21 protein-coding genes are annotated in these 23,468 nt (G+C 63.5%); 16 read left to right on the plus strand and 5 right to left on the minus strand.

Features of this window, described 5'->3' with window-relative positions; all coding sequences use genetic code 11:
• The 8 genes from CAF92_RS19150 to CAF92_RS19185 all read left to right on the plus strand — a co-directional run bounded on the left by CAF92_RS19150 (window position 1) and on the right by CAF92_RS19185 (window position 7,824).
• The gene (locus CAF92_RS19150; protein WP_046614574.1) at window positions 1-2,232 is read left to right on the plus strand and encodes a chemotaxis protein CheA; all 2,232 of its coding nucleotides are present in this window, start codon (window positions 1-3) and stop codon (window positions 2,230-2,232) included.
• Window positions 2,233-2,278: 46 nt separating this feature from the next.
• Window positions 2,279-3,412, plus strand: a complete 1,134-nt coding sequence (locus CAF92_RS19155; protein WP_085601623.1) for a chemotaxis response regulator protein-glutamate methylesterase — start codon at window positions 2,279-2,281, stop codon at window positions 3,410-3,412.
• A complete protein-coding gene (locus tag CAF92_RS19160; RefSeq protein WP_085601624.1) occupies window positions 3,412-4,152 on the plus strand; it encodes a flagellar motor protein in 741 nt (246 codons plus the stop codon). Before CAF92_RS19155 ends, CAF92_RS19160 begins: the two co-directional genes overlap by 1 nt.
• A gap of 3 nt (window positions 4,153-4,155) precedes the next feature.
• Entirely contained in the window at window positions 4,156-5,013 is an 858-nt protein-coding gene (gene motD, locus CAF92_RS19165) for a flagellar motor protein MotD (protein ID WP_085601625.1), read from the plus strand.
• A 211-nt stretch (window positions 5,014-5,224) separates the two neighbouring features.
• The gene (locus CAF92_RS19170; protein WP_025340066.1) at window positions 5,225-6,013 is read left to right on the plus strand and encodes a ParA family protein; all 789 of its coding nucleotides are present in this window, start codon (window positions 5,225-5,227) and stop codon (window positions 6,011-6,013) included.
• Window positions 6,013-6,906: a CheW domain-containing protein gene (locus CAF92_RS19175; RefSeq protein ID WP_085601626.1), complete on the plus strand. Its 894-nt coding sequence runs from the start codon at window positions 6,013-6,015 to the stop codon at window positions 6,904-6,906. Before CAF92_RS19170 ends, CAF92_RS19175 begins: the two co-directional genes overlap by 1 nt.
• Window positions 6,907-6,947: 41 nt before the next feature.
• Window positions 6,948-7,427 carry a chemotaxis protein CheW gene (locus CAF92_RS19180; protein ID WP_003254393.1) on the plus strand — a complete coding sequence of 160 codons (480 nt, stop codon included), beginning with the start codon at window positions 6,948-6,950 and terminating at the stop codon, window positions 7,425-7,427.
• Between the two features lies 1 nt (window position 7,428).
• Entirely contained in the window at window positions 7,429-7,824 is a 396-nt protein-coding gene (locus tag CAF92_RS19185) for a DUF2802 domain-containing protein (protein ID WP_023663283.1), read from the plus strand.
• A 57-nt stretch (window positions 7,825-7,881) separates the two neighbouring features.
• On the opposite strand, the gene CAF92_RS19190 is transcribed toward CAF92_RS19185, so the two are convergent.
• Both CAF92_RS19190 and CAF92_RS19195 read right to left on the minus strand, forming a co-directional pair.
• Window positions 7,882-10,746: a dermonecrotic toxin domain-containing protein gene (locus CAF92_RS19190; RefSeq protein WP_085601627.1), complete on the minus strand. Its 2,865-nt coding sequence runs from the start codon at window positions 10,744-10,746 to the stop codon at window positions 7,882-7,884.
• Complete coding sequence (locus CAF92_RS19195; protein ID WP_085601628.1) at window positions 10,743-13,496, minus strand: dermonecrotic toxin domain-containing protein; 2,754 nt, start codon at window positions 13,494-13,496, stop codon at window positions 10,743-10,745. The genes CAF92_RS19190 and CAF92_RS19195 overlap by 4 nt, the downstream gene beginning before the upstream one ends.
• Before the next feature lie 234 nt (window positions 13,497-13,730).
• Here CAF92_RS19195 and CAF92_RS19200 point away from each other — a divergent pair, with 234 nt between their 5' ends.
• The 6 genes from CAF92_RS19200 to CAF92_RS19225 all read left to right on the plus strand — a co-directional run bounded on the left by CAF92_RS19200 (window position 13,731) and on the right by CAF92_RS19225 (window position 18,891).
• Complete coding sequence (locus CAF92_RS19200; RefSeq protein WP_085601629.1) at window positions 13,731-14,306, plus strand: N-acetyltransferase; 576 nt, start codon at window positions 13,731-13,733, stop codon at window positions 14,304-14,306.
• A gap of 75 nt (window positions 14,307-14,381) precedes the next feature.
• Window positions 14,382-15,104, plus strand: a complete 723-nt coding sequence (locus tag CAF92_RS19205) for a TenA family transcriptional regulator (protein ID WP_085601630.1) — start codon at window positions 14,382-14,384, stop codon at window positions 15,102-15,104.
• A 23-nt stretch (window positions 15,105-15,127) separates the two neighbouring features.
• On the plus strand, window positions 15,128-16,357 hold the full coding sequence (locus CAF92_RS19210; RefSeq protein WP_046614566.1) for an MFS transporter: 1,230 nt from the start codon (window positions 15,128-15,130) through the stop codon (window positions 16,355-16,357).
• Between the two features lie 50 nt (window positions 16,358-16,407).
• The gene (locus CAF92_RS19215; RefSeq protein ID WP_085601631.1) at window positions 16,408-17,673 is read left to right on the plus strand and encodes an aminotransferase class I/II-fold pyridoxal phosphate-dependent enzyme; all 1,266 of its coding nucleotides are present in this window, start codon (window positions 16,408-16,410) and stop codon (window positions 17,671-17,673) included.
• Window positions 17,666-17,893 (plus strand): hypothetical protein, encoded by a 228-nt coding sequence (locus CAF92_RS19220; protein WP_085601632.1) that lies wholly within the window; start codon window positions 17,666-17,668, stop codon window positions 17,891-17,893. The genes CAF92_RS19215 and CAF92_RS19220 overlap by 8 nt, the downstream gene beginning before the upstream one ends.
• 71 nt (window positions 17,894-17,964) lie before the next feature.
• The gene (locus CAF92_RS19225; protein ID WP_085601633.1) at window positions 17,965-18,891 is read left to right on the plus strand and encodes a dienelactone hydrolase family protein; all 927 of its coding nucleotides are present in this window, start codon (window positions 17,965-17,967) and stop codon (window positions 18,889-18,891) included.
• A 10-nt stretch (window positions 18,892-18,901) separates the two neighbouring features.
• On the opposite strand, the gene CAF92_RS19230 is transcribed toward CAF92_RS19225, so the two are convergent.
• The 3 genes from CAF92_RS19230 to CAF92_RS19240 all read right to left on the minus strand — a co-directional run bounded on the left by CAF92_RS19230 (window position 18,902) and on the right by CAF92_RS19240 (window position 21,862).
• A complete protein-coding gene (locus CAF92_RS19230) occupies window positions 18,902-19,873 on the minus strand; it encodes a GlxA family transcriptional regulator (RefSeq protein WP_085601634.1) in 972 nt (323 codons plus the stop codon).
• Window positions 19,874-19,964: 91 nt separating this feature from the next.
• Complete coding sequence (locus CAF92_RS19235; RefSeq protein ID WP_046614562.1) at window positions 19,965-20,309, minus strand: EscU/YscU/HrcU family type III secretion system export apparatus switch protein; 345 nt, start codon at window positions 20,307-20,309, stop codon at window positions 19,965-19,967.
• Entirely contained in the window at window positions 20,306-21,862 is a 1,557-nt protein-coding gene (locus tag CAF92_RS19240; protein WP_085601635.1) for a flagellar hook-length control protein FliK, read from the minus strand. The genes CAF92_RS19235 and CAF92_RS19240 overlap by 4 nt, the downstream gene beginning before the upstream one ends.
• 266 nt (window positions 21,863-22,128) lie before the next feature.
• Between CAF92_RS19240 and ccmA the strand changes: the two genes are divergently transcribed.
• Both ccmA and ccmB read left to right on the plus strand, forming a co-directional pair.
• The gene (gene ccmA, locus CAF92_RS19245) at window positions 22,129-22,761 is read left to right on the plus strand and encodes a cytochrome c biogenesis heme-transporting ATPase CcmA (RefSeq protein ID WP_013973564.1); all 633 of its coding nucleotides are present in this window, start codon (window positions 22,129-22,131) and stop codon (window positions 22,759-22,761) included.
• A complete protein-coding gene (gene ccmB, locus CAF92_RS19250; protein WP_013973563.1) occupies window positions 22,749-23,426 on the plus strand; it encodes a heme exporter protein CcmB in 678 nt (225 codons plus the stop codon). The genes ccmA and ccmB overlap by 13 nt, the downstream gene beginning before the upstream one ends.
• Window positions 23,427-23,468 lie beyond the last annotated feature (42 nt).

Below are 23,468 nucleotides of genomic sequence, written 5' to 3' on the forward strand. Positions count from 1 at the left end.
ATGAGCTTCGGCGCCGATGAAGAAATCCTCCAGGATTTCCTGGTAGAAGCCGGCGAAATTCTTGAGCAACTGTCCGAGCAACTGGTCGAGCTGGAAAGCCGGCCCGACGATGCCGACCTGCTCAATGCGATCTTTCGCGGTTTCCACACTGTAAAAGGGGGCGCCGGCTTCCTTCAGCTGAACGAGCTGGTGGAGTGCTGCCATATCGCCGAGAACGTTTTCGACGTCCTGCGCAAAGGTGAGCGCCGGGTCGACGCGGAACTGATGGATGTGGTGCTCGAGGCACTGGACACGGTCAACAGCATGTTTGGCCAGGTGCGCGAGCGCGCCGAAGTGACCCCGGCTACCCCCGAGCTGCTGGCCGCGCTGTCGCGCCTGGCCGAGCCGGGCGGCGCAGAAGCCGTCGAGGCGCCTGCCGCTGCGGCACCGGAGCCGGTTGCCGAAGCGCCGGTGGAAGAGCAGGACATCACCGACAGCGAGTTCGAACAACTGCTCGATTCGCTCGATGCGGTCAAGGCACAAGCTGCGGCCGACGAGCAGATGCAGGGCGAGACCGTCAGCGGCGCAGGTGACGAAATCAGCGACGCCGAGTTCGAGTCGCTGCTCGACCAGTTGCACGGCAAAGGCCAGTTCAGCGCCGAGGTTGCCGCGCAGCCGGTTGCCAGCGCGCCGGAAGCGGCCAGCGACGAAATTACCGACGCCGAGTTCGAATCGCTGCTGGACCAGTTGCATGGCAAGGGTACCTTCCAGGCCGATGCCTTGCCTGGTGCCAAGGCGCCGGCGCCTGCTGCAACTGACACCAGTGCAGCCAGCGATGAAATCAGCGAGCACGAGTTCGAGGCGCTGCTGGACCAGTTGCACGGCAAGGGCAAGTTCGGTGGCGACGTTGCCGCCGTCGAAGCCCCGGCTGCAGCCAAGGCGCAAGCGCCGGTCGTGGCCAAGGCCGACAGCCAGCCCGTGGCCAAGCCAGCAGCAGCTGCGCCGGCACCGGCGCCTGCCAGCAAACCTGCCGCAGCACCTCGCGCCCCGGCCCCGGCCGCCGACAAGCATGGTGCCAGTGAAGCGGAAACCACCGTGCGGGTCGATACCGCGCGCCTGGACGAGATCATGAACATGGTCGGCGAACTGGTGCTGGTGCGTAACCGCCTGGTGCGCCTGGGGCTGAACAGCGGTGACGAGGCCATGTCCAAGGCGGTGTCCAACCTCGACGTGGTCACCGCCGACCTGCAGACCGCGGTGATGAAAACCCGCATGCAGCCGATCAAGAAAGTCTTCGGCCGCTTCCCGCGCCTGGTGCGCGACCTGGCCCGCCAGCTCAAGAAGGAGATCAACCTGGAGCTGGTCGGCGAAGAGACCGACCTCGACAAGAACCTGGTCGAGGCCCTGGCCGACCCGTTGGTGCACCTGGTGCGCAACGCCGTCGACCATGGCGTGGAAATGCCCGAAGAGCGTGAAGCCGCCGGCAAGGCGCGCACCGGCCGGGTGGTGCTGTCGGCCGAGCAGGAAGGCGATCACATCCTGCTGTCGATCTCTGACGACGGCAAGGGCATGGACCCCAACATCCTGCGTGCCAAGGCCGTGGAAAAGGGCCTGATGGACAAGGACGCCGCCGATCGCCTGAGCGAGTCGGACTGCTACAACCTGATCTTCGCCCCGGGCTTCTCGACCAAGACCGAGATTTCCGATGTGTCCGGCCGCGGTGTGGGCATGGACGTGGTGAAGACCAAGATCTCCCAGCTCAACGGCTCGATCAACATCTTCTCGGCCAAGGGCCAGGGCTCGAAGATCGTCATCAAGGTGCCGCTGACCCTGGCGATCATGCCCACCCTGATGGTGATGCTGGGCAACCAGGCGTTCGCCTTCCCGCTGGTCAACGTCAACGAGATCTTCCACCTCGACCTGTCGCGTACCAACGTGGTCGACGGCCAGGAAGTGGTGATCGTGCGCGACAAGGCGCTGCCGCTGTTCTACCTCAAGCGCTGGCTGGTCCAGGGCCAGGTGCACGAAGAGCAGCATGAGGGCCACGTGGTGATCCTGTCGGTCGGTACCCAGCGTATCGGCTTTGTCGTCGATCAACTGGTTGGCCAGGAAGAAGTGGTAATCAAGCCGCTGGGCAAGATGCTGCAGGGCACCCCGGGCATGTCCGGGGCCACCATCACCGGCGACGGTCGCATTGCGTTGATTCTCGACGTCCCGAGCATGCTCAAGCGTTACGCCGCGCGGCGTATTTGATTTCGGTGGCGCACCCTGGCGGGTTGCGCCACCTAATGGAGTGTTTATGGCAGTCAAGGTCCTGGTGGTGGATGATTCCGGTTTCTTCCGCCGCCGCGTCTCGGAAATCCTCTCGGCGGATCCGACGATCCAGGTAGTGGGTACCGCGACCAACGGCAAGGAAGCAATCGACCAGGCGCTGGCGCTCAAGCCCGATGTCATCACCATGGACTACGAAATGCCCATGATGGATGGCATCACCGCAGTGCGGCACATCATGCAGCGCTGCCCTACGCCGGTGTTGATGTTCTCGTCGCTGACCCATGAAGGCGCCCGTGTCACCCTCGATGCGCTGGATGCCGGTGCGGTGGATTACCTGCCGAAAAACTTCGAGGACATCTCGCGCAACCCCGACAAGGTCAAGCAACTGCTGTGCGAGAAGGTGCATACCATTTCCCGCAGCAACCGCCGTTTTGGCAGCTACGCCAGCCCCGCGCCGGTTGCCGCACCAGCGCCGGCAGGCAGCAGCCACGCACCCGCCAGCGGTTTCGCCAGCCCGGCAGCGGCGCGTACGCCTGCGCCTGCGCGTGCGGCGGCCCCGGCGGCAGCGCCAGCACACTCGCCGGCACCCAAGCGCAAGCCATACAAGCTGGTGGCCATCGGCACCTCCACCGGCGGCCCGGTCGCCCTTCAGCGCGTGCTGACCCAGCTGCCGGCCAACTTCCCGGCGCCGATCGTGCTCATCCAGCACATGCCGGCGGCGTTCACCAAGGCCTTTGCCGAACGCCTGGACAAACTGTGCCGCATCAGCGTCAAGGAAGCCGAGGACGGCGACATGCTGCGCCCGGGCCTGGCCCTGCTGGCCCCAGGTGGCAAGCAGATGATGATCGACGGCCGTGGCACGGTGAAGATCCTGCCCGGTGACGAGCGCCTGAACTACAAGCCGTGCGTGGACATCACCTTCGGCTCGGCGGCCAAGTCGTATGGCGACAAGGTACTGTCGGTGGTGCTTACCGGCATGGGCGCCGATGGCCGTGAAGGTGCGCGCCTGCTCAAGCAGGGCGGCAGTACGGTGTGGGCCCAGGATGAAGCCAGCTGCGTGATCTATGGCATGCCCATGGCCATCGTCAAGGCCAACCTGGCTGACGCGGTGTACAGCCTGGACGAAATCGGCAAGCACCTGGTGGAGGCGTGCGTCTGATGGACGTGCTCAGCCTGATCGGCCTGATCCTTGCCTTTGTCGCCATCATCGGTGGCAACTTTCTCGAAGGCGGCCATGTCGGCGCCCTGATCAATGGCCCGGCGGCGCTGATCGTACTGGGCGGCACGCTGGCGGCTGCCTTGCTGCAGTCGCCGCTGTCGTCGTTCAAGCGTGCCTTGCAGATTCTGCGTTGGATCCTGTTTCCGCCACGGGTCGACCTGGCGGGCGGGATCGACCGCGTCGTCAACTGGAGCCTGACCGCGCGCAAGGAAGGCCTGCTGGGCCTGGAAGGGGTGGCCGACGGCGAGCCTGACCCTTATGCGCGCAAGGGCCTGCAGTTGCTGGTGGATGGCGCGGAGCCGGAGGCTATCCGCAGCATTCTCGAAGTCGACTTCCTGACCCAGGAAAGCCGTGATATCCAGGCTGCCAAGGTGTTCGAGAGCATGGGCGGCTACGCGCCGACCATCGGCATCATCGGTGCGGTGATGGGCCTGATCCACGTGATGGGCAACCTGGCCGACCCGTCGCAACTGGGCAACGGCATTGCCGTGGCCTTCGTCGCGACCATCTACGGGGTGGCCAGCGCCAACCTGGTGCTGCTGCCGATCGCCAACAAGCTCAAGGCCATCGTCATGCGCCAGTCGCGCTACCGCGAGATGCTGCTAGAGGGCCTGCTGTCGATTGCCGAGGGTGAGAACCCGCGCTCGATCGAGCTGAAGCTGCAAGGCTTCATGGAGTAACCCATGCGTCGCCGTCGTCATACCGAGGAACACGAAAACCACGAACGCTGGCTGGTGTCGTACGCCGACTTCATTACCCTGCTGTTCGCCTTTTTCGTGGTGATGTACTCGATTTCCTCGATCAACGAGGGCAAGTACAAGGTCATTTCCCAGGCCTTGCTCGGGGTGTTCAACGACCCCGAGCGCAGCATGAAGCCGATCCCCATCGGTGAAGAGCGGCCGCTGAGCGTGCGCCCGGCCGAGCCGTTGGTGAAGGACAGCGAGCAGACCGATGCGGGACTTGGGGCGAGCAGTGTCGACCCGCTGAAAACCATCAGCGATGACGTGCGCGATGCCTTTGGCGACCTGATCAAGAGCGACCAGATGACTGTGCGCGGCAATGAGCTGTGGATCGAGATCGAGCTCAATTCCTCGTTGTTGTTCGGCAGTGGCGATGCCATGCCCAGCGACAAGGCGTTTGCCATCATCGAGAAGGTGGCCGGCATTCTCAAGCCGTTCGCCAACCCGGTGCATGTCGAGGGCTTTACCGACAACCTGCCGATCCGCACCGCGCAGTACCCGACCAACTGGGAGCTGTCATCGGCGCGGGCGGCGAGCATCGTGCGCCTGCTGGCCATGGAAGGGGTCAACCCGGCACGCATGGCCTCGGTCGGCTATGGCGAGTACCAGCCGGTGGCCAGCAACGACACTGCCGAAGGCCGTGCGCGCAACCGCCGCGTGGTGCTGGTGATTTCGCGCAACCTCGAAGTGCGCCGCAGCCTGACTGGAACGGGCAGTGCAAATGCCACGCCGGATGCCGCATTGCGTCGGGCTGGCACACAAAGTGCACCAGCAACGCCTGCGACGGTGGCGGGGCAGTGATCCGTCAATTCCCCGACGTTGCTATGAACACGATGTTGAAGATGGCGCTGTCCCCTGTGGGAGCGGGCATGCCCGCGAAGCAGACGACGCGGTGAATGGCACCGGCTGCGCCGGTGTTCGCGGGCTCGCCCGCTCCCACAGGAATCGTGCAGGCTTTTAAAGAGTTGTTTTCTACAGTGTCCCTGCCAAATCAATAGATAGAGTTTGCTTGATGAGAGTCTGGGCAGTAGCCAATCAAAAAGGTGGCGTCGGCAAGACCACCACTACCATCGCCCTGGCCGGCCTGCTGGCCGAGGCCGGCAAGCGTGTGGTCGTTGTCGACCTCGACCCGCACGGCTCGATGACCAGTTATTTCGGGCACAACCCCGATGCCCTGGAGCACAGCTGCTACGACCTGTTCCTGCACAAGGGCGCGGTACCCGAGGGCCTGCCCGGGCAACTGCTGCTGCCCACCAGTGACGAGCGCATCTCGCTGTTGCCGTCGAGCACCGCGCTGGCGGTGCTGGAGCGCCAGTCACCGGGGCAGAACGGCCTGGGCCTGGTGATCGCCAAGAGTCTGGCGCAGCTGTGGCAGGATTTCGACTTTGCCCTGATCGACAGCCCACCCTTGCTCGGCGTGCTGATGGTCAATGCCCTGGCAGCCAGCCAGCAGCTGGTTATCCCGGTGCAAACCGAATTTCTCGCGGTCAAGGGCCTGGAGCGCATGGTCGGTACCTTGGCCATGGTCAACCGTTCGCGCAAACAGGCGCTGCCGTACCAGATAGTGCCGACCTTGTTCGACCGCCGTACCCAGGCCTCGCTGGCCACGCTCAAGCTGCTGCGAGACACCTACGACCAACATGTATGGCAGGGCTACATCCCGGTGGATACGCGCCTGCGCGATGCCAGCCGCAAGGGCGTCACACCCTCGCAATTCGACAGCAAGAGCCGCGGCCTGATTGCCTATCGGGCGCTGCTCAAGCACCTGCTGACCTACAAGACTGCAGCGCAGGTGGCCTGATGACCCAGACCCGGCAAACCAGTAACCGGCCACAGATGGCCCTGCAGTCGTACCTCGACGGCCTGCTGCAGGAGGCTACCGAAGACGAAGACCTGTTCGAGGCGCCAGCGGCGGCGGACGAGTTCGCCGAAGCCGTGCGCGAAGAGCAGGCGCGTGATGCCTTGCAGAAAGCCAGGCCTGCGCCAGCCGAAGCAACCGTCAGCCCCGCACCACGGCCATTCGCCGAGCCCAGGCTGGCGGTGCTGCCCCGTGTGATGCCGGTGGAAGCGCCGGTGGTGACGGTGGTCGAGCGCGAAGTGGTGGCCGAGGCAAGCATCCCGGTGCTGGTCGAAGAGCAAACCGTGGAACCGGCAGTGCCGCTGGTGGATGTGCACCTGCCGGCGCCGCAGGTGCCTGTGCCCCCGGCCACGGTCGATGGCCGCCCGGCCTGGGCCGCCGAGCCGTTCGAATGCCTGCTGTTCGATGTGGCCGGGCTGACCCTGGCGGTGCCGCTGGTGTGCCTTGGCTCGATCTACACCCTGGCCGGCCAGGAACTGACACCGCTGTTCGGCCAGCCCGACTGGTTCCTCGGCATCCTGACCTGCCAGGCCGGCAACCTGAAGGTGCTGGATACCGCGCGTTGGGTGATGCCCGACCGCTACCGGGATGATTTTCGCCAAGGCCTGCAATACGTGATTTCCGTGCAGGGCTACGAATGGGGGTTGGCCGTGCACCAGGTCAGCCGCTCGCTGCGTCTGGACCCGTCCGAGATCAAGTGGCGCAGCCAGCGTGGCCAGCGCCCGTGGCTGGCCGGCACGGTGATTGAACACATGTGTGCACTGCTCGACGTCGCGGCACTGGCCGAGCTGATCGCCAGTGGCGCGGTCAAGCAGATGCACGCCAAACAGAAATGACACCGAACACACCGCCGATGGCGGATTTTGAGGGTAGGGGAATGAAAAAGTCGTCTGCACAAGGTTCCGAAGATCCGATCCTGCAGTGGGTTACCTTCCGTCTGGACAATGAGTCCTACGGCATCAACGTGATGCAGGTGCAGGAAGTGTTGCGCTACACCGAGATCGCCCCGGTGCCGGGTGCGCCAAGCTATGTGCTGGGCATCATCAACCTGCGCGGCAACGTGGTGACCGTGATCGACACCCGCCAGCGCTTTGGCCTGATGCCGACCGAAGTCACCGACAACACCCGTATCGTCATCATCGAGGCCGACAAGCAAGTGGTCGGGATCCTGGTCGACAGCGTGGCAGAGGTGGTGTACCTGCGTCAGTCCGAGATCGAGACCGCGCCGAACGTGGGTAACGAAGAGTCGGCCAAGTTCATCCAGGGTGTTTGCAACAAGAACGGCGAGCTGTTGATCCTGGTCGAGCTGGACAAGATGATGACCGAGGAAGAATGGTCCGAGCTGGAGAATATCTGAGTTGATCCTAGAGGTTGCTGTCATCTTCCTGGCGCTGGTCTGGGCGCTGAGCCTGTGGTTTTTCCTCAACTACAGCAAGCGCCAGCGCGAGCTGGCTGCGCAGCAGGCGGCGGGTGATGCGCTGCGTGACCAGCGCATCAAGGACCTGGCCAAGCGCCTGGACGACTACCAGAACGGTACCGTGCGCATGGGCGAGGCGCTGCATGACCTGCGCGTGGCGGTTGCTCCGCTGCCAGACAAGATCCAGCAGCTGGAGCAACGCGACCCGCACAACGTCACCTTCACCCAAGCGGCCAAGCTGGTGGGCATGGGGGCCAGCGTGGCCGAGCTGACCGAAAGCTGCGGCCTCACCCAGGCCGAGGCCGAGCTGATGAGCAAGCTGCATCGCAGCAACTGATTGCCATGAGCATTGGGCGGCCATCTGCTGCAGCGGCCGTGCAGGCTCGCTCGGCAGTCAGTAGCCCTGTGCGTTCCCCGCCATTGCGACCTCTTCCAGTGGCAGCAAGCGCAGCTCTGCACGCCGTTGTGCTGCTTCATCCAGCAGCGCGTCGTAGTTCAGGGTGTGCATGTTTGCCAGGTCTGCCACCTGCCTGAAGGTGTACAGCTCAGGTAGACGTTGGTCGATCACGTGGTTGAGCACCGCAGGCCCGGTCAGCGTGTTGAGCCTTTCAGTATAGGCCTGGAATGCCGCCGCATACTGTCGCGGCGGCTTGGGGACCTGGTAGAACGCCTGGCCCTCTGGGGTGAGGTAGCGGGTCAGTATCTCGTCGGATATGGCATTCAGCACCGGATTGCCAGCACGGCTACCAATCATGCTGGTGTTGTAGCTGGTATACATGCCCAATTGCGCATTGCACACCGGGCTCCTCAGCAGCAGCCCGTCGAGTGGCGTGGTGAGCGGTACGCTGTCGATCTTTGCCCGCAGCTGCCCGGTTGCGTCCGGCTCGACCAGCAGATGGTCGTCAATATCCAGGTAGATGCCCCCTTCGCTGTGCAGGACGCGGTAGCGCAAGATGTCCGAGGCCGAGGAGAAGTTGCTCGCCACACCGCCATTCCCTTCCAGCGCAGCCTGGTACTGGCCGAAGTATTCACTTGCCTCGAACTGGCGATAGAAGGTCTGGTGCTCCAGCACCGCCACCTTCAGCCCCTCGGCGATGCGGGGCTGCAGCAGGGTCATGTTGCGTTCGAATGCCTGAGGGTTTGCATTGGAGAGGTAGAGCTTGAGCGTGAAATCGCTGTTGCGCAGTGCCTGTACGTTGTTGTCGAGCGCAGCCAGGTAATCACCGGCGATCGTCCTGTCACCCAGCCAGATGTGAAAAACCTGCCTGGGGACGGGTATGCCTGGTGCGGTCCCCAGGGCGTCGAGGTCGACGGGCAGCTGCAGATCGATACCCAGTGCCCGCAGCGTACGCGAGCGCGATGCCGGGCTGATTTCCCGCGACGGGTCCGTATCGGGCAGCAGCCGGCTGATCGAGGGCTGCAGCGGGTCGGTGCTGGCCACATAGTGCTGGGCGCCGCGTGTGCCGTTGGGGTACTTGAGCACGAAACTGTCCTGTCGGGCGTCGTAGTAGAGTGGGTGGGGGCCGTTGCCCGCATCGCCGATCAGTTCGTCACCCGTGCCGAATGCCCTGCGCCGCGTTACGCAGCGGGCAACGTGTGAGTCGGCGCCGGGCCAGGTGGCAGCCACTTGGTCACCTGCTTCTGCGAGGTCCTGGAAATAGGGTGTCATCGCCGGGCCGGGCCAGCGTGGCGGCGATACCGGGCTCAGCGGGTAACCTATGCGGCCATTGAGCCTCACCGGTTTGATGAAGCCAATAGGGCGTCGGCCGAACAGCGCCTCGCTCGCCTTGACCCCGCGCGCCAGCCCCGGGGCTGCGTTCAGCAGGCCGAACACGGCCTGCTCGGCGCCTTCGAGCTGTTGGTCCGGATGCTTGTCGTGCAGTGCCTGGTCCAGGCCTACTGTAAATTGCGCAACCCCGGCCACGACAGCCAGGGGGACCAGTTCGGGAACCACCAGCAGAAACGGTGTGGCCAGGTTCATGGTCAGGTAGAAATAGCTGCGCCATGCGGCCTTGGTCACTTCACTGTCGCGCGTGATCAGGAAGTCGGCGTCGGATTGGCTGCGTTGACGTTGGGCCACCGTCAATGCGTCGAACAGGTTGTGTTCGACGCGTGGGCTGTAAGTCTCCGCCTTGTAGTTGATCAGGGTATGCGGGTTCCATACCCTGACCAGGCGATACACACTGGTTGCAGGCCGAATGATCTGGCGGGGCGGAAAATCGGCCAGGCCCCGAAGCACCCGGCGCAACCCCGACCGGCCAATCCTGTCCGGAACATCGCAAGTCCTGAAGTGCGCAAGCAGGGCAGCCCGCTTGGCTGCATCGCGGCATTGCCTTGCCAGCCACGCACGCATGGCGCCCGGGTTGGCGAACTCATGCAGCGGTGCCGAATTGCCCGGGATGTACAGCAGGGTGAGGTGACTGCGGATATCGCTCAGGCAGAGGATGTCGCTTGATGGGTAACCATTGATGTTAAGCAGCCTGGCATCTACCCCGTTGGCACTTAGGCTTGCGCCGTGGTGACGGCGTTCCACTCCAGCCGCCCGCCACGCCAGGCTGCGCCCGTGTTCGCTGAGGTTGCCACGCAAGGCTTGCCGGTTGCAGGCAGCGAGGAATGCGATGCACGCGCTGGCGCTGTACTGACTGGCGGTACCGGCCCAGAAGGCATCGAGCTGGCGTTTGAATACGTTCTGGAAGTCGAGCTGCCAGATGAAAGCCTGGAAGGTCGTGGCGTCTACCTGGACATAAGTGCCGGCGTCGTAGCGCATGGGTGCGGTCTGGCGGAAAAGGCCATGGAATTCGGTGTGCACATCAATGTCATGGGCCAGGCCGCTTCCGGGCAACTCATCGACGATAGTCACCTGGCCGTGACTGAATTCCTGGGCCCAGCGCGCTCGACCGTGCAGCAGGGACAGGTCCGGCAGTGAACCGAGCAGGTCGATGGCAGCCGTTCCGCCTTTTAGCAGCAGCTGCGCGATTTGCTCGGCAGCCTTGGAATAGCCGCTTTGCTGCCAATTGCTCAATAGTGCTTCGGTCAGGCTCATTTGTTGGACGACCTTGGCCAGCCAACCCCGCTTGGGTACGAATTTGCAATGCAAGGTCACCGCAAGTGTGTTGTCGGGTTCCAGGTCCAGTTGCTGCTGGCGTGCCCAGTCGCGGATGGCGGCACTGGCATTGCGGTCCGGGCGTGGCACGGAACCCAACATTGCCTTGACGTAATCTTGGCCGGCTGCGCCGACCACGGGTTGGCGCTGGGTCATGTTCGGCTCCAGGAATGGTTGCCACCGACCTTGGAGAACCGGTTCAGGGGCAGCAGCTTGCGAACCGCCTCGCACATGCGCGGCAAATCGACGAACTGGTAGGCGTTGATGCGCGGTATCCCATAGAGATTGATGAGCTGTCGCAGAAGACGCAGGCTAGGCAGTTGCCTATCGACCACGTCGCTGAGCAAGCCAGGGCCGGTGAGATAGCTGAGGCGCTTGGCGTACAAATAGAAGTTCGCCGGGTCGTCGGCAAGGCTGGGTTTGCTGTCGTAGAAGTCGCGATTGAGCTGGTAGCGTGCGTACATCTCTTCGGAAATGGCCTCCAGGGTGGGGTTGCCGGGGTGGCTGCCGATAAGGCTGGAGTTGTAGAGGCAGTTCATGCTCATCTTTTCGTTGGACATGGGCGGTGCCAGAAGCAGCCCATTGGCGTCGGTGCTCAGCTCGACCTGGTCGATGGGCTCACTGGCGTCGCCTTCCGGGCGCCCGTCGATGATCAATGGGTATTCGCCTGGTGCCAGCAACGTGTCATCGACGTCCATGTACAAGCCACCTTCGTGGTGCAGCATCGGGTAGCGCAGCACATCGCATGCCGATGCATAGTTGCGGGCGACACCGCCGTTGCCATCCAGGGCAGCGTCGTACTGCGCGTAGTACCTGCTTTGGCGGAAAGCCCTGAAGAAGGCCTGCTCTTCCAGCGGCAGCACCTGCAAGCCCGGGGCATGACTGGTCAGCAGGTCCAGGTTTTCGGCATAGGCCTGCCGGGCTGTGCTGGAAAGGAACAACCGGATGCTGTATTCGCTGCCTTGCAACCGCGCTGCGTTCTGGCCCAGGTTGGCCAGCAGTTCCGGGCCGATGACCTGGTCACCGACCCACAGGCAGGAGATGTGCTTGGGTATTGGCCAACTGCCCGGCGCTCTGGCCGGCACCTGTAGCGGCAATGGCAGGTCCACGCCCAGCGCCCGCAGGGTCCGGACGCGCATTGCATTGGTTGCCACACGCCCTTGCGGTGCAGGTCGCAGGTCCCTGCTGCCGGGTACCGCCACGAAACCGACGGGGTCGACCTGGTTCACATCCTCGGCCTGGATGAACACGTCCCTTGCCATGTCGTAGATGACCAGGGTGTTGTAGGTATCGATGCTGGCTGCGAGCTTGTCTGGTTCACCATCGTACTGCGGTGTGCGAATGACTGCGTCGGCAACTGCCTGATCGCTGTCCGCCAGGGGCTCGATCGGGTCGGTGACATGGAAATAGCGGGCGCCCTCGGGTTCGGGAAAGCGCGGTGGATACAGCGGGCTCAGTGGGTAGCCGATCTGATCACGCAACCGTGTCGGTGGGGCGAAGCCCTCGGTCTTGAATTCGAATAGCGCCGAGGCCCTCGAGGCCCCGTCTGCCGCCAGTGGCAGCGCGTTGAACAGGCCCCATGTGATGTTGTCGATGCCACCCTGGCGCTGCTGCAATGACTTGCCATTGATCGCCTGGTCGAGCCCCAGGCCAAACTGGGCGATGCCGCCGACGGCCAGCAGAGGCGCCAGGCCCGGCACCACCATGCAAAGTGGCGCAAGCAGGTTGAGCGTGGTGGTGAGGTAGCCACGCCATCTGGCCTTGGTAACCTCGCTGTCAGCAGTGATCAGAAATGCGGCATCGTCGTAGCTGCGCTGGCGCTGGCGCTCGGCCAACGCTTGGAACAGGTCACCCTTGATCCTGGGGTTGTATTTGGCGGGCCGGTAGTTGACATAGGTTTGCGGTGGCCAGGTGCCGTCGTCGTTGAAATAGCCGTGTTCGGGCGGCAGCAGGTGACGCTCAGGGAAGGCGCCGAGCCCCTCCATGGCGGTGTCAAGGCCGCTGAAATCAAGGCCATGCGGGTAATCGGCCAAGCGAAAATGCTGTTTCAGGGCCTGGCGCCTGGCCGGGTCTTTGCATTGTTCGCCGACCCAGGCCTTCAATTCTCGTTCGCTGCTGAACGTCAGCAATGGTGAGCTATTGCCAGGTACGTACAACACCGTCAGATCGGTGGCGGGGTCGTTCAGGTACAGCAGGTCGGTCGCGGCATAGCCGTAGATGCTCAACGTGCTGCGCCGCAGCGTGTCGCGCCGTGGCATCAGTCCGGCCGCTTGCCAGATCAGTTGCCGCGCCGGCTCGCTGAGGCTGCCTTCGCTGACCTGTTTATTGCAAGCTGCGATGAAGTTGAGCTTCAGCGCCAGCCTGTGACTGCGCAGATGGTCTCGCCAGTAGGCATCCAGCGCCGCCTTGAAAGGATGCTGGAAATCCAGTTGGGTGATGAAGTGCTGGAAGGCTTCGGCGCTTACCGGCAAATGGGTGGAAGCGTCGTAGCGTTGCGGGGCAGTGCGCCGGAACAGGCCGTTGAATACTTCGAAGGGTGCCCCGTAGTGATTGAAGGCGGGTGCCGGGAGGGTGTCCACCAACCGTAGCGGGCCTGCGGGCAATGTACCTGCCCACGGTGCTTGCAGCAGCTTGCCGAACACGTCATTGGCCGCCTCGCCCTGCCAGTTGCCCAGCAGTGCCTGGGTCAGGCTGATACGTTGGCTGATTGCGGCCAGCTGGCCACCTGCACCGTCAGGGCAGTAGTGGAGGGTAACGACGTCAAGCTGGTTTGGGTCCAGGTCATGGCCTTGCTGCGCGAGCCATTGGCGGATGGCGCGGTTGGCTTCTTGATCGGGGCGAGGCACATGGCCGAGGTGGTCTATAACGTAATGCGTGCCCATCACGTTGATGCGAGTCGAATGCATGGGGGTACCTTGCGCTGAGAGGAAGCCGGCAAGGTTGAAGCAGGGGTACGTAAAAGCGGTGGTAGATATGTCGGTACGCGGCCTGGCCGATCTCGTCACCCCCCGGCCCTCCGGCGCTGATGGCATTTTGGTCGTGCATGTCACTATCCTTCCGCTTCCTGTCCGGTTCCCTTCTTACCCGACGTCGCCCTTAAACGTTTAAATCCCTGCTTGTACGCACAAGGGATTTACGCAATGAACACCCTCTCTTCAAAGCAGGTGGCCCCCGGCGAGCCACAGTTGCAGTGGTTGCGCCAGGCCGACAGCGATACCGCGCCGGCCATCATGCAACTCATCAACAGCACGGTTGGCGATGGCGGTGTTCTGGGTTACGAGCACGAGATGTCTGCCGGGCAGAGCGTCGAATTCACTGCCGCGTTGCAAGAGCGCATCCATGGCGGCAATACCCACGTCTTGCTCGGCCAGGCAATGGCCGGGCCTGCCTGCCTGGTCATTGTTTCGCGCAGCAGTATGCCGAACTGCCGGCATATTGCCGACCTGAGCAAGGGCGTGGTGCATCCGGCCTATCGCGGGACCGGCCTGGTGGCAAGGGCTTTCAGGGAAGTCGTGCGCCTGTGCCAGGCCCAAGGTATCGAGCTGTTGACCCTGGATGTACGCGAGGGCACCCGGGCGCACCGGTTATGGCAAACCTTCGGGTTCCAGACCTACGGCGTGCTGGACGACTACGCACGGGTCGACGGCGTGAAGCATCGCGGCCATTACATGGCCCAGTCCGTGGAAGGCCTTGCGCTGCGACTCAACCTGAACTGACTTGCCCTTCGTCAACACTGCCTGCGGCCATCGCCGTCAACGGCACCTGCCTTTCTGACCCAAGGAACACCCCCAATGGCCTTATCTACTGCAGACTTTCGCGATCAGTTGGAGCAGAAGCTGCACCACCATCTGACCTTGTCCCACCCGATTTTCAAGGAACTGTTTGCGCCTGAGGGCAACAGGCCGCTGCTGCGCAAGGTCGCGCTGCAAGGCTACCAGCTCACCAAGTATTTCCTGACCTATGTCGAGCACCTGTTCTTCCATTGCCCGCTGCCCGCTCACAAGCGGGCGCTGATCACCAATTGTTTCGAAGAAGAAACCGGTCGGCTGTCCCGCACCGACAATCATGTCGTGCTCATGCAGAACTTCCTGAGGGCGCTCGGTATCAGCGATGCCGAGCGTGATGCCGAGCAACCGCTGCCAGCTACATGGGAGTTGATCGATTTCCGCCTGCAAGCGGTACGTGACCCGGCGCGTTATCACATTGGTGCGGCAGCAGTGATGATCGCCAGCGAGGGGCAGAACCTCGAGACCGTCGCAGGTGATGCACGGCATGTGCTGCTGGGGCGTGCCTATGGCCTGGCCGAACAAGACTTGCTGTTCTTTTCGGTACACCAGAAGGAAGACGTGGGCCATGTCAATGAAGGCCTGGACCTTGTCTCGCAGTTGTGCACCACGGCGCAGATGCAGGAAGAGGCGTTGCAGGCGGTAGACCACACCTGCCAGCTGTTCTACGCGATGTACGAAAACATGTACCAGGCGTATTGCCGAGCTCCGCAAGCCGAGGCGGTGTAATGCCCACACGATAAGGATTGCCCATGAAACAGAAATTCAGCTCTACCTTGATCGTCTCGGTGCTGGTAGTCGGCTTCGTGGTGATGTTCCTGTCCAGCGCCTTGAAGGGGTTGTACCAGGTCTACTTCGTCGACCTGGCCTCCCACTTTGGCGAGGGGCGCGCAGCCTTGGCCACGGCAGGATCGCTGTTCGTCCTGACCATCGGCCTGGTATCGCCTGTGGTGGGTTGGTTGAGCGACAGGGTCGGCCCCTTGAGCACGGTGGCCCTGGGCAGTGTCAGCGGCGGGGTGGTGCTGCTGGGCGTGACCTTTGCGGGCTCGCACCTGCTGGTGTTCACCCTGTTGTATGGCCTGCTCGGCGCCTTTGCCCTTGCTGCGATGACCTATGTACCCATGGGTATTCTGGTCGATCGCCTGGTCGCCGAACGGTTCAAGGCCTTCGCTTTCGCATTCGTCACCAACGGCACCTCCATCGGCTTCATCGTGCTGTCGCCGTTGTGGATCATGCTGCAGCAGAGCGTGCCCTGGCAGTCGGTGTTCTCCTGGGTTGGCCTGATCTTCCTGGTGCCTCTGAGCCTGGCGCTGTATTGGGTATCCCGCACCGTGCCGTTGAAGCCGGACCCGCAGGCGGCAAAGGTCAGGCATCCGGTGACGTTTCTGCTGCGTGATCCGCGCTTCTTCGTGCTGGCCCTCAGTTTTGCCAGTTGTGGTGCCACCATGGCGTTCATCGATGTTCACCTGGTGTCGTTCTGGCAGGGTGAGGCGCTGCCCAGTTCGGTACAGGCCAGCGGCCTGAGCCTGTTAGGTGTGCTGGAGCTGGTCAGTGGCCTGCTGGCGGGCTGGTTGGCCACCCGCTACAACAAGGGGCTGCTGCTGATGATGTTCTACCTGCTGCGAACCGCTGCGGTCATCGTGCTGCTGACCACGCCTGGGCCTCTCGGAACCTACGTGTTCGCTGTGCTGTTTGGCGCCAGTTACCTCGGAACGGTGGTGCTCACGTCTGCCTTTTGCTTCGCGCTGTATGGCGCCGAAATCAAAGGCAAGGTGTTCGGGATGCTGTTCCTGGTACATCAACTTGGCGCGTTGGTTGCCACGCAGCTGGGCGCACTGGATTTCGACCGGCATCAAAGCTATCAGCTGACCTTGGCCGGCCTGGCCACGGCCACGGCGGTGGCTGCCCTGGCATCGTTGTGGCTGATAGCGGTTCGCCCATCAAGCGAAACCCTGGCCGCTCAACTCGCCGAACCTGAATAGTCCACCAATCAATTGCCCATTGTTCAATGCAAACAAGGAGGCGCAAACCCATGCAATCTACCGTGATTGGCCTGGATGATTTCAACGCAACTGATTTCAATGCAACCAGGGCGCTGCATGCTCACCGGGTCAGTGACCTGTCCGATGTGTTCTGCGAGCCTTTGGCCATGACGTCCGCCTATACCTTCGCTTCAGCGAAAGAGGCTTGCGAGCGCTTCAGCGGGCAACAGCAGGGCAATGTATACAGCCGGTTCACCAACCCGACCGTTCAAGCGTTTGAAAGCCGTGTGGCAGCGTTGGAAAACGCTGAAAGCGCAGTGGCGTTCGCTTCCGGCATGGGCGCTTTCACCGCGCTTTGTCACGCCTTTCTCCAGCAAGGTGACAACATTGTCTGCAGCCGTGACGTGTTCGGCACTACCGTCAATGCCTTCAGCTACTACATGGCCCGGTTCGGGATCGAGGCCCGGTTCGTCGATTTGACAGACCTGGCGCAGTGGACTTCGGCAATCGACGGCAGGACCCGTCTGGTGGTGTTGGAGTCGCCCTCCAATCCGCTGCTGAAAATCGGTGATATCCGCGCCATAAGCTTGCTGGCACATGAAAAAGGCGCGTTGCTGGTGGTGGACAACACCTTGCTTACCCCGGTTTTTCAGCGGCCCCACACACTGGGAGCGGACCTGGTCATCCACTCCGCCGGCAAGTACATGGATGGCCAAGGGCGTACCTTGGCGGGCGTCGTGACCGGTTCGCAAAGCCTCATTCAGGTGTTGCGGGGTGTTCTGCGTACCTTGGGCATTTCCTGCAGCCCGTTCAACGCCTGGCTGCTGCTCAAAAGCCTGGAAACCCTTGAAGTCAGGATGATGCGGGCGCAGGAGAGCGCCTTCGAGCTGGCCCGCTGGCTTGCCCATCAGGACCTGGTGACGGCGGTGCATTACACCGGCCTCGAGCACCACCCCCAGCACGCGTTGGCATGCCGCCAGCAGGACGGCCATGGCGGGCTGTTGGCTTTCGAGATCGTCGGGGGCCAGGCCGCAGCCTGGCAATGGATTGACCAACTGCGTTGCGTGGCGCGCTGTACCAACATTGGCGACACCCGCAGCATGGTCACGCATCCAGCCACAACCACGCACGGGCGGCTGGACGCACAGGCGCGGCATCAGGCGGGTATCACGGATGGTTTGATCAGGTTGTGCGTTGGCCTGGAGCGTGTGGACGATATCAAGGCCGACCTGCAACAGGCTTTCCACGCCGTGTCCTTGCAATCATCCATGACAGTGCCGGTCGGCTGTGCCCGGAACGCGGTGTTCAATGACTGAACTGCTCGCTTCAGGATTCGGCATTGGCGTGTTCGCCGTGGGGGTGCAGATCCTTGCATTGATCGCGGTGTATGGCACGGCCTGCGTGAAGGAAGTGCGCTTCTATGCCGTGGCTTTCGTGCTGGCGAGTTGCGTGATGACGGGCATGGCGATGCTCGACCCGTTGGCATTCACCCAATGGCATGTCGACGGCCTGGCAGTACGGGCGATGTGCGGCTGATGCCGGGCGCCGTCAATTTTCGATAACGGGTGCCGGTTCAACACCCGCTCATGACGTTCAGGGGTAACCAGATGTTCAAAGTAATGGCCATCAGCTTGGTGCTGGGCTGCGCCCTTCAGTTCGCAACGGCCCGGGCTGAGGTCGCCGCTGGCGACAGCGGCACCGTTGCCACGGTCAGCAAACGGCTGGTCTCTTTCTATAGTCAGCCACTGCCATCCGCTGGCAAGGCGATACCGATTCGGGTTCCGGCTGTGTTGTCGCTGCCGGCCAAAGCCGCGGGGCCGGTACCGGCCGTGATCATCCTGCATGGCTCGGCGGGGATGGATTCGCGCGGTCCGTTGCATGGCGGTGACCTGAATGCCCGCGGCATCGCAACGCTGGAGTTGGACATGTGGGGTGCGCGCAGGCTCACAGGCGGTGCACAAGGGCGGCCGCCACGCGTGCACGATACCCTGCCGGACCTGGCAGGCGCCCTGGCTTACCTGGCCAAGCAGCCTGGCGTCGACGGCCACCGCGTGGGGGTGCTCGGGTTTTCCTGGGGGGGCGTACAGGCCATGCTCGCCGCCTCTGCACCCATCAATGACGAGCTGGAGCAAGCCTCAGGCGTACGCCCCATCTCGATGGCCGCGTTCTACCCCGTGTGCTGGGGTTACAACCATGTGCCGGGTTATACCTTCAAGCACCTGGCCCCGGCGCGCTTGCTGGTGCTGGTAGGAGAAAACGACCAGTACGACGATGACCCGGGTGCCTGCCCGTCGCTTATTTCAACCCTGCCCAGCGAAGACCAGGCGCGGGCGCAGGTGCTGGTTTACCCCGGCGCAGAGCACGGTTTCAATGGGCTGGAGGCCGCCCAGGAGTATCAGGACCCGTTCCTGCATCGTGGCCAGGGCGGCGTGGGGCGTTCGGCACCTGACCCGGCAGCGCGCGACGCGTCGCGCCGGGCCGTGGTGGAGTTTTTCACCGAAAGCTTCGCCCCGACTGCGATAAGCGAGCGATAGCAGTCGAAATCTAGGCGCCCTCGTGGGCCAGAGCATGGCGAAACTGCAGTGGCGGTTGCGGCATTTCCTGACGCCATGCCAGGCGAAAGGCATGGCTGCTGCCGTAGCCGCAACGTTCGGCGATCTGTTCCACGTTCAGGTGGCTGCTGCGCAAAAGTTCACGGGCCAGGTCGATGCGTTGGGTGCGCAGGTAGCTCTGCAGCGTTTGACCGGTATTATCGCGGAACAGCCGCGCCAGGTGCCGGTAGCTGACATTGAACTGGCTGGCCAGTTGTTCAAAGCTGAAGTGGGTACCCAGGTGTGCATCGATGTAGTCCTGGGCCGCATGCACCAACGGGTGGATGTGGTTGCGCGCCAGGTCAGCCGCGCGCAGTTGCACATCTTCGCCAGCGCGGCGACGGTAGATGACCAGCTCCTGCGCCACCTGGTTGGCCACTACCTTGCCAAATTCCAGGCTGACGATGTGCAACGCCAGGTCGGTTCCGCTGGACACGCCTGCCGAGGTGAACACGCCATCGTCCTCGACGAACAGGCGGTTCTCCAGCACCTTGGCTGCTGGGTAGCGCGACCGAAGCAAGTCGACATAACGATGGTGCGTGGTGCATTGCCGGCCATCCAGCAAGCCAGCTTCGCCCAGCAGGAACGCACCGGTGCATATGGAGCACAGCTTTATATCCGGCGTTTGCCTGACCACCTTCGCCAGCCACAGGGCGGTGGCGGTCAATATCGCTGTTTCGGCGGGTGTCTCAGAGAGCTTGTTGCCTACCACGAACAGCAAGTCCTGCGGTGCGAGCCGCTCAGGCAACTGGTGCAGGCCACTCAATGTCACGCCCTGGAAACTGCTGACTTGTTGTCTGGCGGCTATGCAACGTACGTTGACCGGTGCCAGCTGGAGTTCTTCGAGGCTCGCCATGATTTGTAACGGGCCGCCGAGATCAAGGATGTGGGTGCCCGGGAGCAGCAAGAACCAGATGGTACGCATTACAGTATTCCTTACATCGCCAAGCGCCTGACCTTGAACGGCACGTTACCAAGATGGCGCAAAAAGGCAATTTGCATGAATACCATGGCGGTCAGGCGCCTTCGCCTCCGGGCAGCAGCCTTCCGAGCAGCGGTGGGGTTGCCTCTGGGGCGGCCGGTTCGTCATCGAAGCCCGCGGGCACTTTGCCCCGCAGGTGCCAGGCAAAGGCGATGATTTCGGCAATGGTCAGGTACAGCGCCTCCGGTATCTGGTCCCCCAGCTCCAGGCGCGCCAGCAGGCGCACCAGCTCGGCATTTTCGTAGATCGGCACTTCGTGCTCGCGGGCCAATGCCAGGATGGCCTCGGCCAGCGCATCGTCGCCCTTGGCGGTGAGGGTAGGGGCTTGCTGCCCGTCGTAGAACAGGGCAATTGCCTGCCGTGCAGGTTGGTGCGTCATGCGTTCTCATCCACCCAGCGTTGTTCTACCCGCGTACGCGGGCCTTGTGGCGGGATACCAGGATGGCATTCCAGATCACCCACATCCAGGCCCCGCGCCAACAGGCGTTCGCGCAAGCTGCCGAGCTGGCTGTCGATCAGCCGGGCTGTCGCCTCGCGTTCCGCCCAAAGCTGGCCACCCAGGCGGCCTTGGCTCAGTTGTGCCTGGACCTGCACCGGGCCAAGGGGCGAGAGGTCGAAAGCCAGCTCGATACGCCACAGGGCTTGCAGTGGGTCGGCTGATTCCTGTTGGCGGTCGGCCTGCTGTTGTGGCGTTTCCTCGCGCTGCAGCTTGACCTGCAACGGGATGAACTCCTGGCCGTGACGGATCGGCACTTCGGTTTGCCAGGTGGTCTGCAGGTTGCCATTTTCCAGCGTACCGGTTTGTTGAAGGCTGCTCATGGCATGGCTTTGCAGGCGCGAAACCGCGGCGGCGGCCAGTCGCAGCAGTTGCTGCAGGTCGCCTTCGTCTTCCATGGCCTTGAGCAGGCGCGATGGCAGCGGGAATGCGCCCGGCTGTGGCTTGGGGCTGACCCGTTCGAGCATGCCCAGCGCACTGCGGGCCAGGGCCGGCATGGTGACGGCCAGGCTGGCGGGCGCCAGGTTGGGTGCTCCGGGTACGCTCGCCGGTGCGACGGCGATCAGCCGCAGCAAGTGCGCCTTCAGGTCGGTGGCGACGCTGGCCGGGAAGCCGCCCAGCAGTTTGGCTTCGAGAAAGGCACCGCTGTTGTTCAGGGCTTGAGCCACTGCCTTGGCATCACCCAGTTGCCGGGCTTCCGGCAGGCTGGCCAGCAGGCGTTCGGCGCTTGCTCGCAGTTCGCCATCGGCGCCCGGATCGCGCGCCAGCTGTTGCAGGGCATTGAGCAACCCGGGCAGCGAAGCCTGGCGGTTTTGCTGGGTCAGCAGCTGCTGGGCAATGCTGAGCTGGTCCTGGCGGCCACTGAGCGGTACAAAGCGCAGAGACTGGTCGCCCTGCACCAGCGCGCTGAGCAGGCTACCGACGGCCAGCGGTCGCGGGCTGTCCACGCTCAAGGTAGCGCCGGCCTGGGCACTGTTCAGCAGGCTGACCAGCGCCCGGTAGACGGCGGGCTGGCCGGGCGCCTGGGCCAGCGCCTGGTTGGTCAGGACCTTGCCCTGCAGCAGGGTGCCGACCGGCACCTTGCTGGTGTCCAATTGGGTGAGGGTGGCGACCTGGCTGGCGCTGGCCTGCTGCAGCATGATCGCCAGGCGGTTGCTTTCGGTCTGGCTGACGGTGACCTGGCTGCCCTGGGGCAAGGGCTGGCTGGCGCTGGCTTGCAGCTGGGTCTGGGTGCCGTTGGCCTGCATCAGCCGCAGCACCAGCTGGAAATCCTGGCCCACCTGGCGCAACGACATGACCTCGGCCTGTGCGGTTTCGCCGGGGGCCATCAAGCCGGGCTGCGGTTGCGTCAGGCGCAGCAGTTCGCCGGTCATGCCTGCCTTCAAGGCCTGGGGGCTGATCGTGGTTTGTGCGCCGAGACTATTGATTTCAGTCATGATTGTATACAACCTGTCGAACCCGCCCTCTTGGCAGCGCGGCGGCGCGTGTAATAATGCCGACCGTCCGTCGTTGCCAGTATAACGGCAGCGAGTGGGGCGACTTGAGATACAGGGCTTCAGTGCCGTGTCGCCTGCTTCGCGGGCATGCCCGCTCCCACAGGGTCTTGCGCAGCTTTCAAGCCTTGCGTGAAACCTTGTGGGAGCGGGCGTGCCCGCGAAGCAGGCGACACCGCTCCGGAACCCTACAAAGATAAGGCGAAACCGTGACCCTTCACCTCCAAGCCGCGGGCCTGGCCTGCGAGCGCGACTGGCGCCTGCTGTTCGAGCATCTCGCTTTTGAGCTGCGGCCGGGCGACATGCTGCAGATCAGCGGCCCCAACGGTAGCGGCAAGACCAGCCTGTTGCGCCTGCTGGCCGGGCTCATGCAGCCGACGGCCGGGCAGATCCTGCTGGGCGGCAAGCCACTGGCCGAGCAGCGCCACGCCCTGGCCAGCATCCTGCTGTGGATCGGCCACGCCGCCGGCATCAAGGACCTGCTCACCGCCGAAGAGAACCTTACCTGGCTGTGCGCCCTGCACCAGCCGGCCAGCCGCGAAGCGATCTGGGCGGCACTGGCGGCCGTCGGCCTGCGTGGTTTCGAAGACGTGCCGTGCCATACCCTGTCTGCCGGCCAGCAGCGCCGCGTGGCCCTGGCCCGGCTGTATCTGGCCAGCCCGCCGCTGTGGATCCTCGACGAACCCTTCACCGCCCTCGACAAGCAGGGCGTGGCGCAGCTCGAGGCGCACCTGGCGGCCCACTGCGAGCAGGGCGGCACAGTAGTGCTGACCACCCACCACACACTGGAACGCAAGCCCTCCGGTTACCGTGAACTGAACCTGGGGCAATGGGCGGCATGAGCGTATTCATCCTGTTGTTGCGCCGAGAAGCGCGCCTGCTGTTCCGCCGCCCGGCCGAGCTGGCCAACCCGTTGGTATTCTTCGCCATCGTGGTTGCGCTGTTCCCGCTGGCAGTCGGCCCGGAAAGCCAATTGTTGCAAACCTTGTCGCCAGGCCTGGTCTGGGTGGCGGCGCTGCTGGCGGTGCTGTTGTCGCTGGACGGCCTGTTCCGCAGCGATTTCGAGGACGGCTCGCTGGAACAGTGGGTGCTGTCGCCGCACCCGTTGGCGCTGCTGGTGCTGGCCAAGGTGCTGGCACACTGGATCTTTTCCGGGCTGGCGCTGGTATTGTTGGCGCCGCTGCTGGCGCTGATGCTGGGGCTGCCTAGCCATTGCCTGCCGGTGCTGCTCGGCTCGCTGCTGCTGGGCACGCCGGTGCTGAGCCTGCTGGGCGCGGTGGGTGCGGCGCTGACAGTCGGTCTGAAACGCGGCGGTTTGCTGCTGGCATTGCTGATTCTGCCGTTGTATATCCCTGTATTGATCCTGGGCAGTGGTGCGTTGCAAGCGGCGTTGCAGAATATGCCGGCAACCGGCCACCTGCTCTGGCTCGCCAGCCTGACGGCGCTGGCCGTGACCCTGGCACCCTTTGCGATAGCGGCCGGCCTGAAGATCAGCGTCGGCGAATAACGAGTCCCGGGCTTTCAAGCCCGGCCAATACCCTGGATGTAC

This window comes from Pseudomonas sp. B10(2017) (genome assembly GCF_002113295.1).
Classification (GTDB): domain Bacteria; phylum Pseudomonadota; class Gammaproteobacteria; order Pseudomonadales; family Pseudomonadaceae; genus Aquipseudomonas; species Aquipseudomonas pudica.

Excerpts from the sequence above, each read along its gene's own strand:
- CAF92_RS19150 (WP_046614574.1), top strand. The coding sequence starts at position 1 with ATGAGCTTCGGCGCCGATGAAGAAATCCTCCAGGATTTCCTGGTAGAA.
- CAF92_RS19225 (WP_085601633.1), top strand. The coding sequence starts at position 17,965 with ATGTTCAAAGTAATGGCCATCAGCTTGGTGCTGGGCTGCGCCCTTCAG.
- CAF92_RS19190 (WP_085601627.1), bottom strand. The coding sequence starts at position 10,746 with ATGACCCAGCGCCAACCCGTGGTCGGCGCAGCCGGCCAAGATTACGTC.
- CAF92_RS19175 (WP_085601626.1), top strand. The coding sequence starts at position 6,013 with ATGACCCAGACCCGGCAAACCAGTAACCGGCCACAGATGGCCCTGCAG.
- CAF92_RS19170 (WP_025340066.1), top strand. The coding sequence starts at position 5,225 with ATGAGAGTCTGGGCAGTAGCCAATCAAAAAGGTGGCGTCGGCAAGACC.
- ccmB (WP_013973563.1), top strand. The coding sequence starts at position 22,749 with ATGGGCGGCATGAGCGTATTCATCCTGTTGTTGCGCCGAGAAGCGCGC.
- CAF92_RS19220 (WP_085601632.1), top strand. The coding sequence starts at position 17,666 with ATGACTGAACTGCTCGCTTCAGGATTCGGCATTGGCGTGTTCGCCGTG.
- CAF92_RS19160 (WP_085601624.1), top strand. The coding sequence starts at position 3,412 with ATGGACGTGCTCAGCCTGATCGGCCTGATCCTTGCCTTTGTCGCCATC.
- motD (WP_085601625.1), top strand. The coding sequence starts at position 4,156 with ATGCGTCGCCGTCGTCATACCGAGGAACACGAAAACCACGAACGCTGG.
- CAF92_RS19205 (WP_085601630.1), top strand. The coding sequence starts at position 14,382 with ATGGCCTTATCTACTGCAGACTTTCGCGATCAGTTGGAGCAGAAGCTG.
- CAF92_RS19215 (WP_085601631.1), top strand. The coding sequence starts at position 16,408 with ATGCAATCTACCGTGATTGGCCTGGATGATTTCAACGCAACTGATTTC.
- CAF92_RS19210 (WP_046614566.1), top strand. The coding sequence starts at position 15,128 with ATGAAACAGAAATTCAGCTCTACCTTGATCGTCTCGGTGCTGGTAGTC.
- CAF92_RS19230 (WP_085601634.1), bottom strand. The coding sequence starts at position 19,873 with ATGCGTACCATCTGGTTCTTGCTGCTCCCGGGCACCCACATCCTTGAT.
- CAF92_RS19180 (WP_003254393.1), top strand. The coding sequence starts at position 6,948 with ATGAAAAAGTCGTCTGCACAAGGTTCCGAAGATCCGATCCTGCAGTGG.
- CAF92_RS19155 (WP_085601623.1), top strand. The coding sequence starts at position 2,279 with ATGGCAGTCAAGGTCCTGGTGGTGGATGATTCCGGTTTCTTCCGCCGC.
- CAF92_RS19240 (WP_085601635.1), bottom strand. The coding sequence starts at position 21,862 with ATGACTGAAATCAATAGTCTCGGCGCACAAACCACGATCAGCCCCCAG.
- CAF92_RS19195 (WP_085601628.1), bottom strand. The coding sequence starts at position 13,496 with ATGCATTCGACTCGCATCAACGTGATGGGCACGCATTACGTTATAGAC.
- CAF92_RS19200 (WP_085601629.1), top strand. The coding sequence starts at position 13,731 with ATGAACACCCTCTCTTCAAAGCAGGTGGCCCCCGGCGAGCCACAGTTG.
- CAF92_RS19235 (WP_046614562.1), bottom strand. The coding sequence starts at position 20,309 with ATGACGCACCAACCTGCACGGCAGGCAATTGCCCTGTTCTACGACGGG.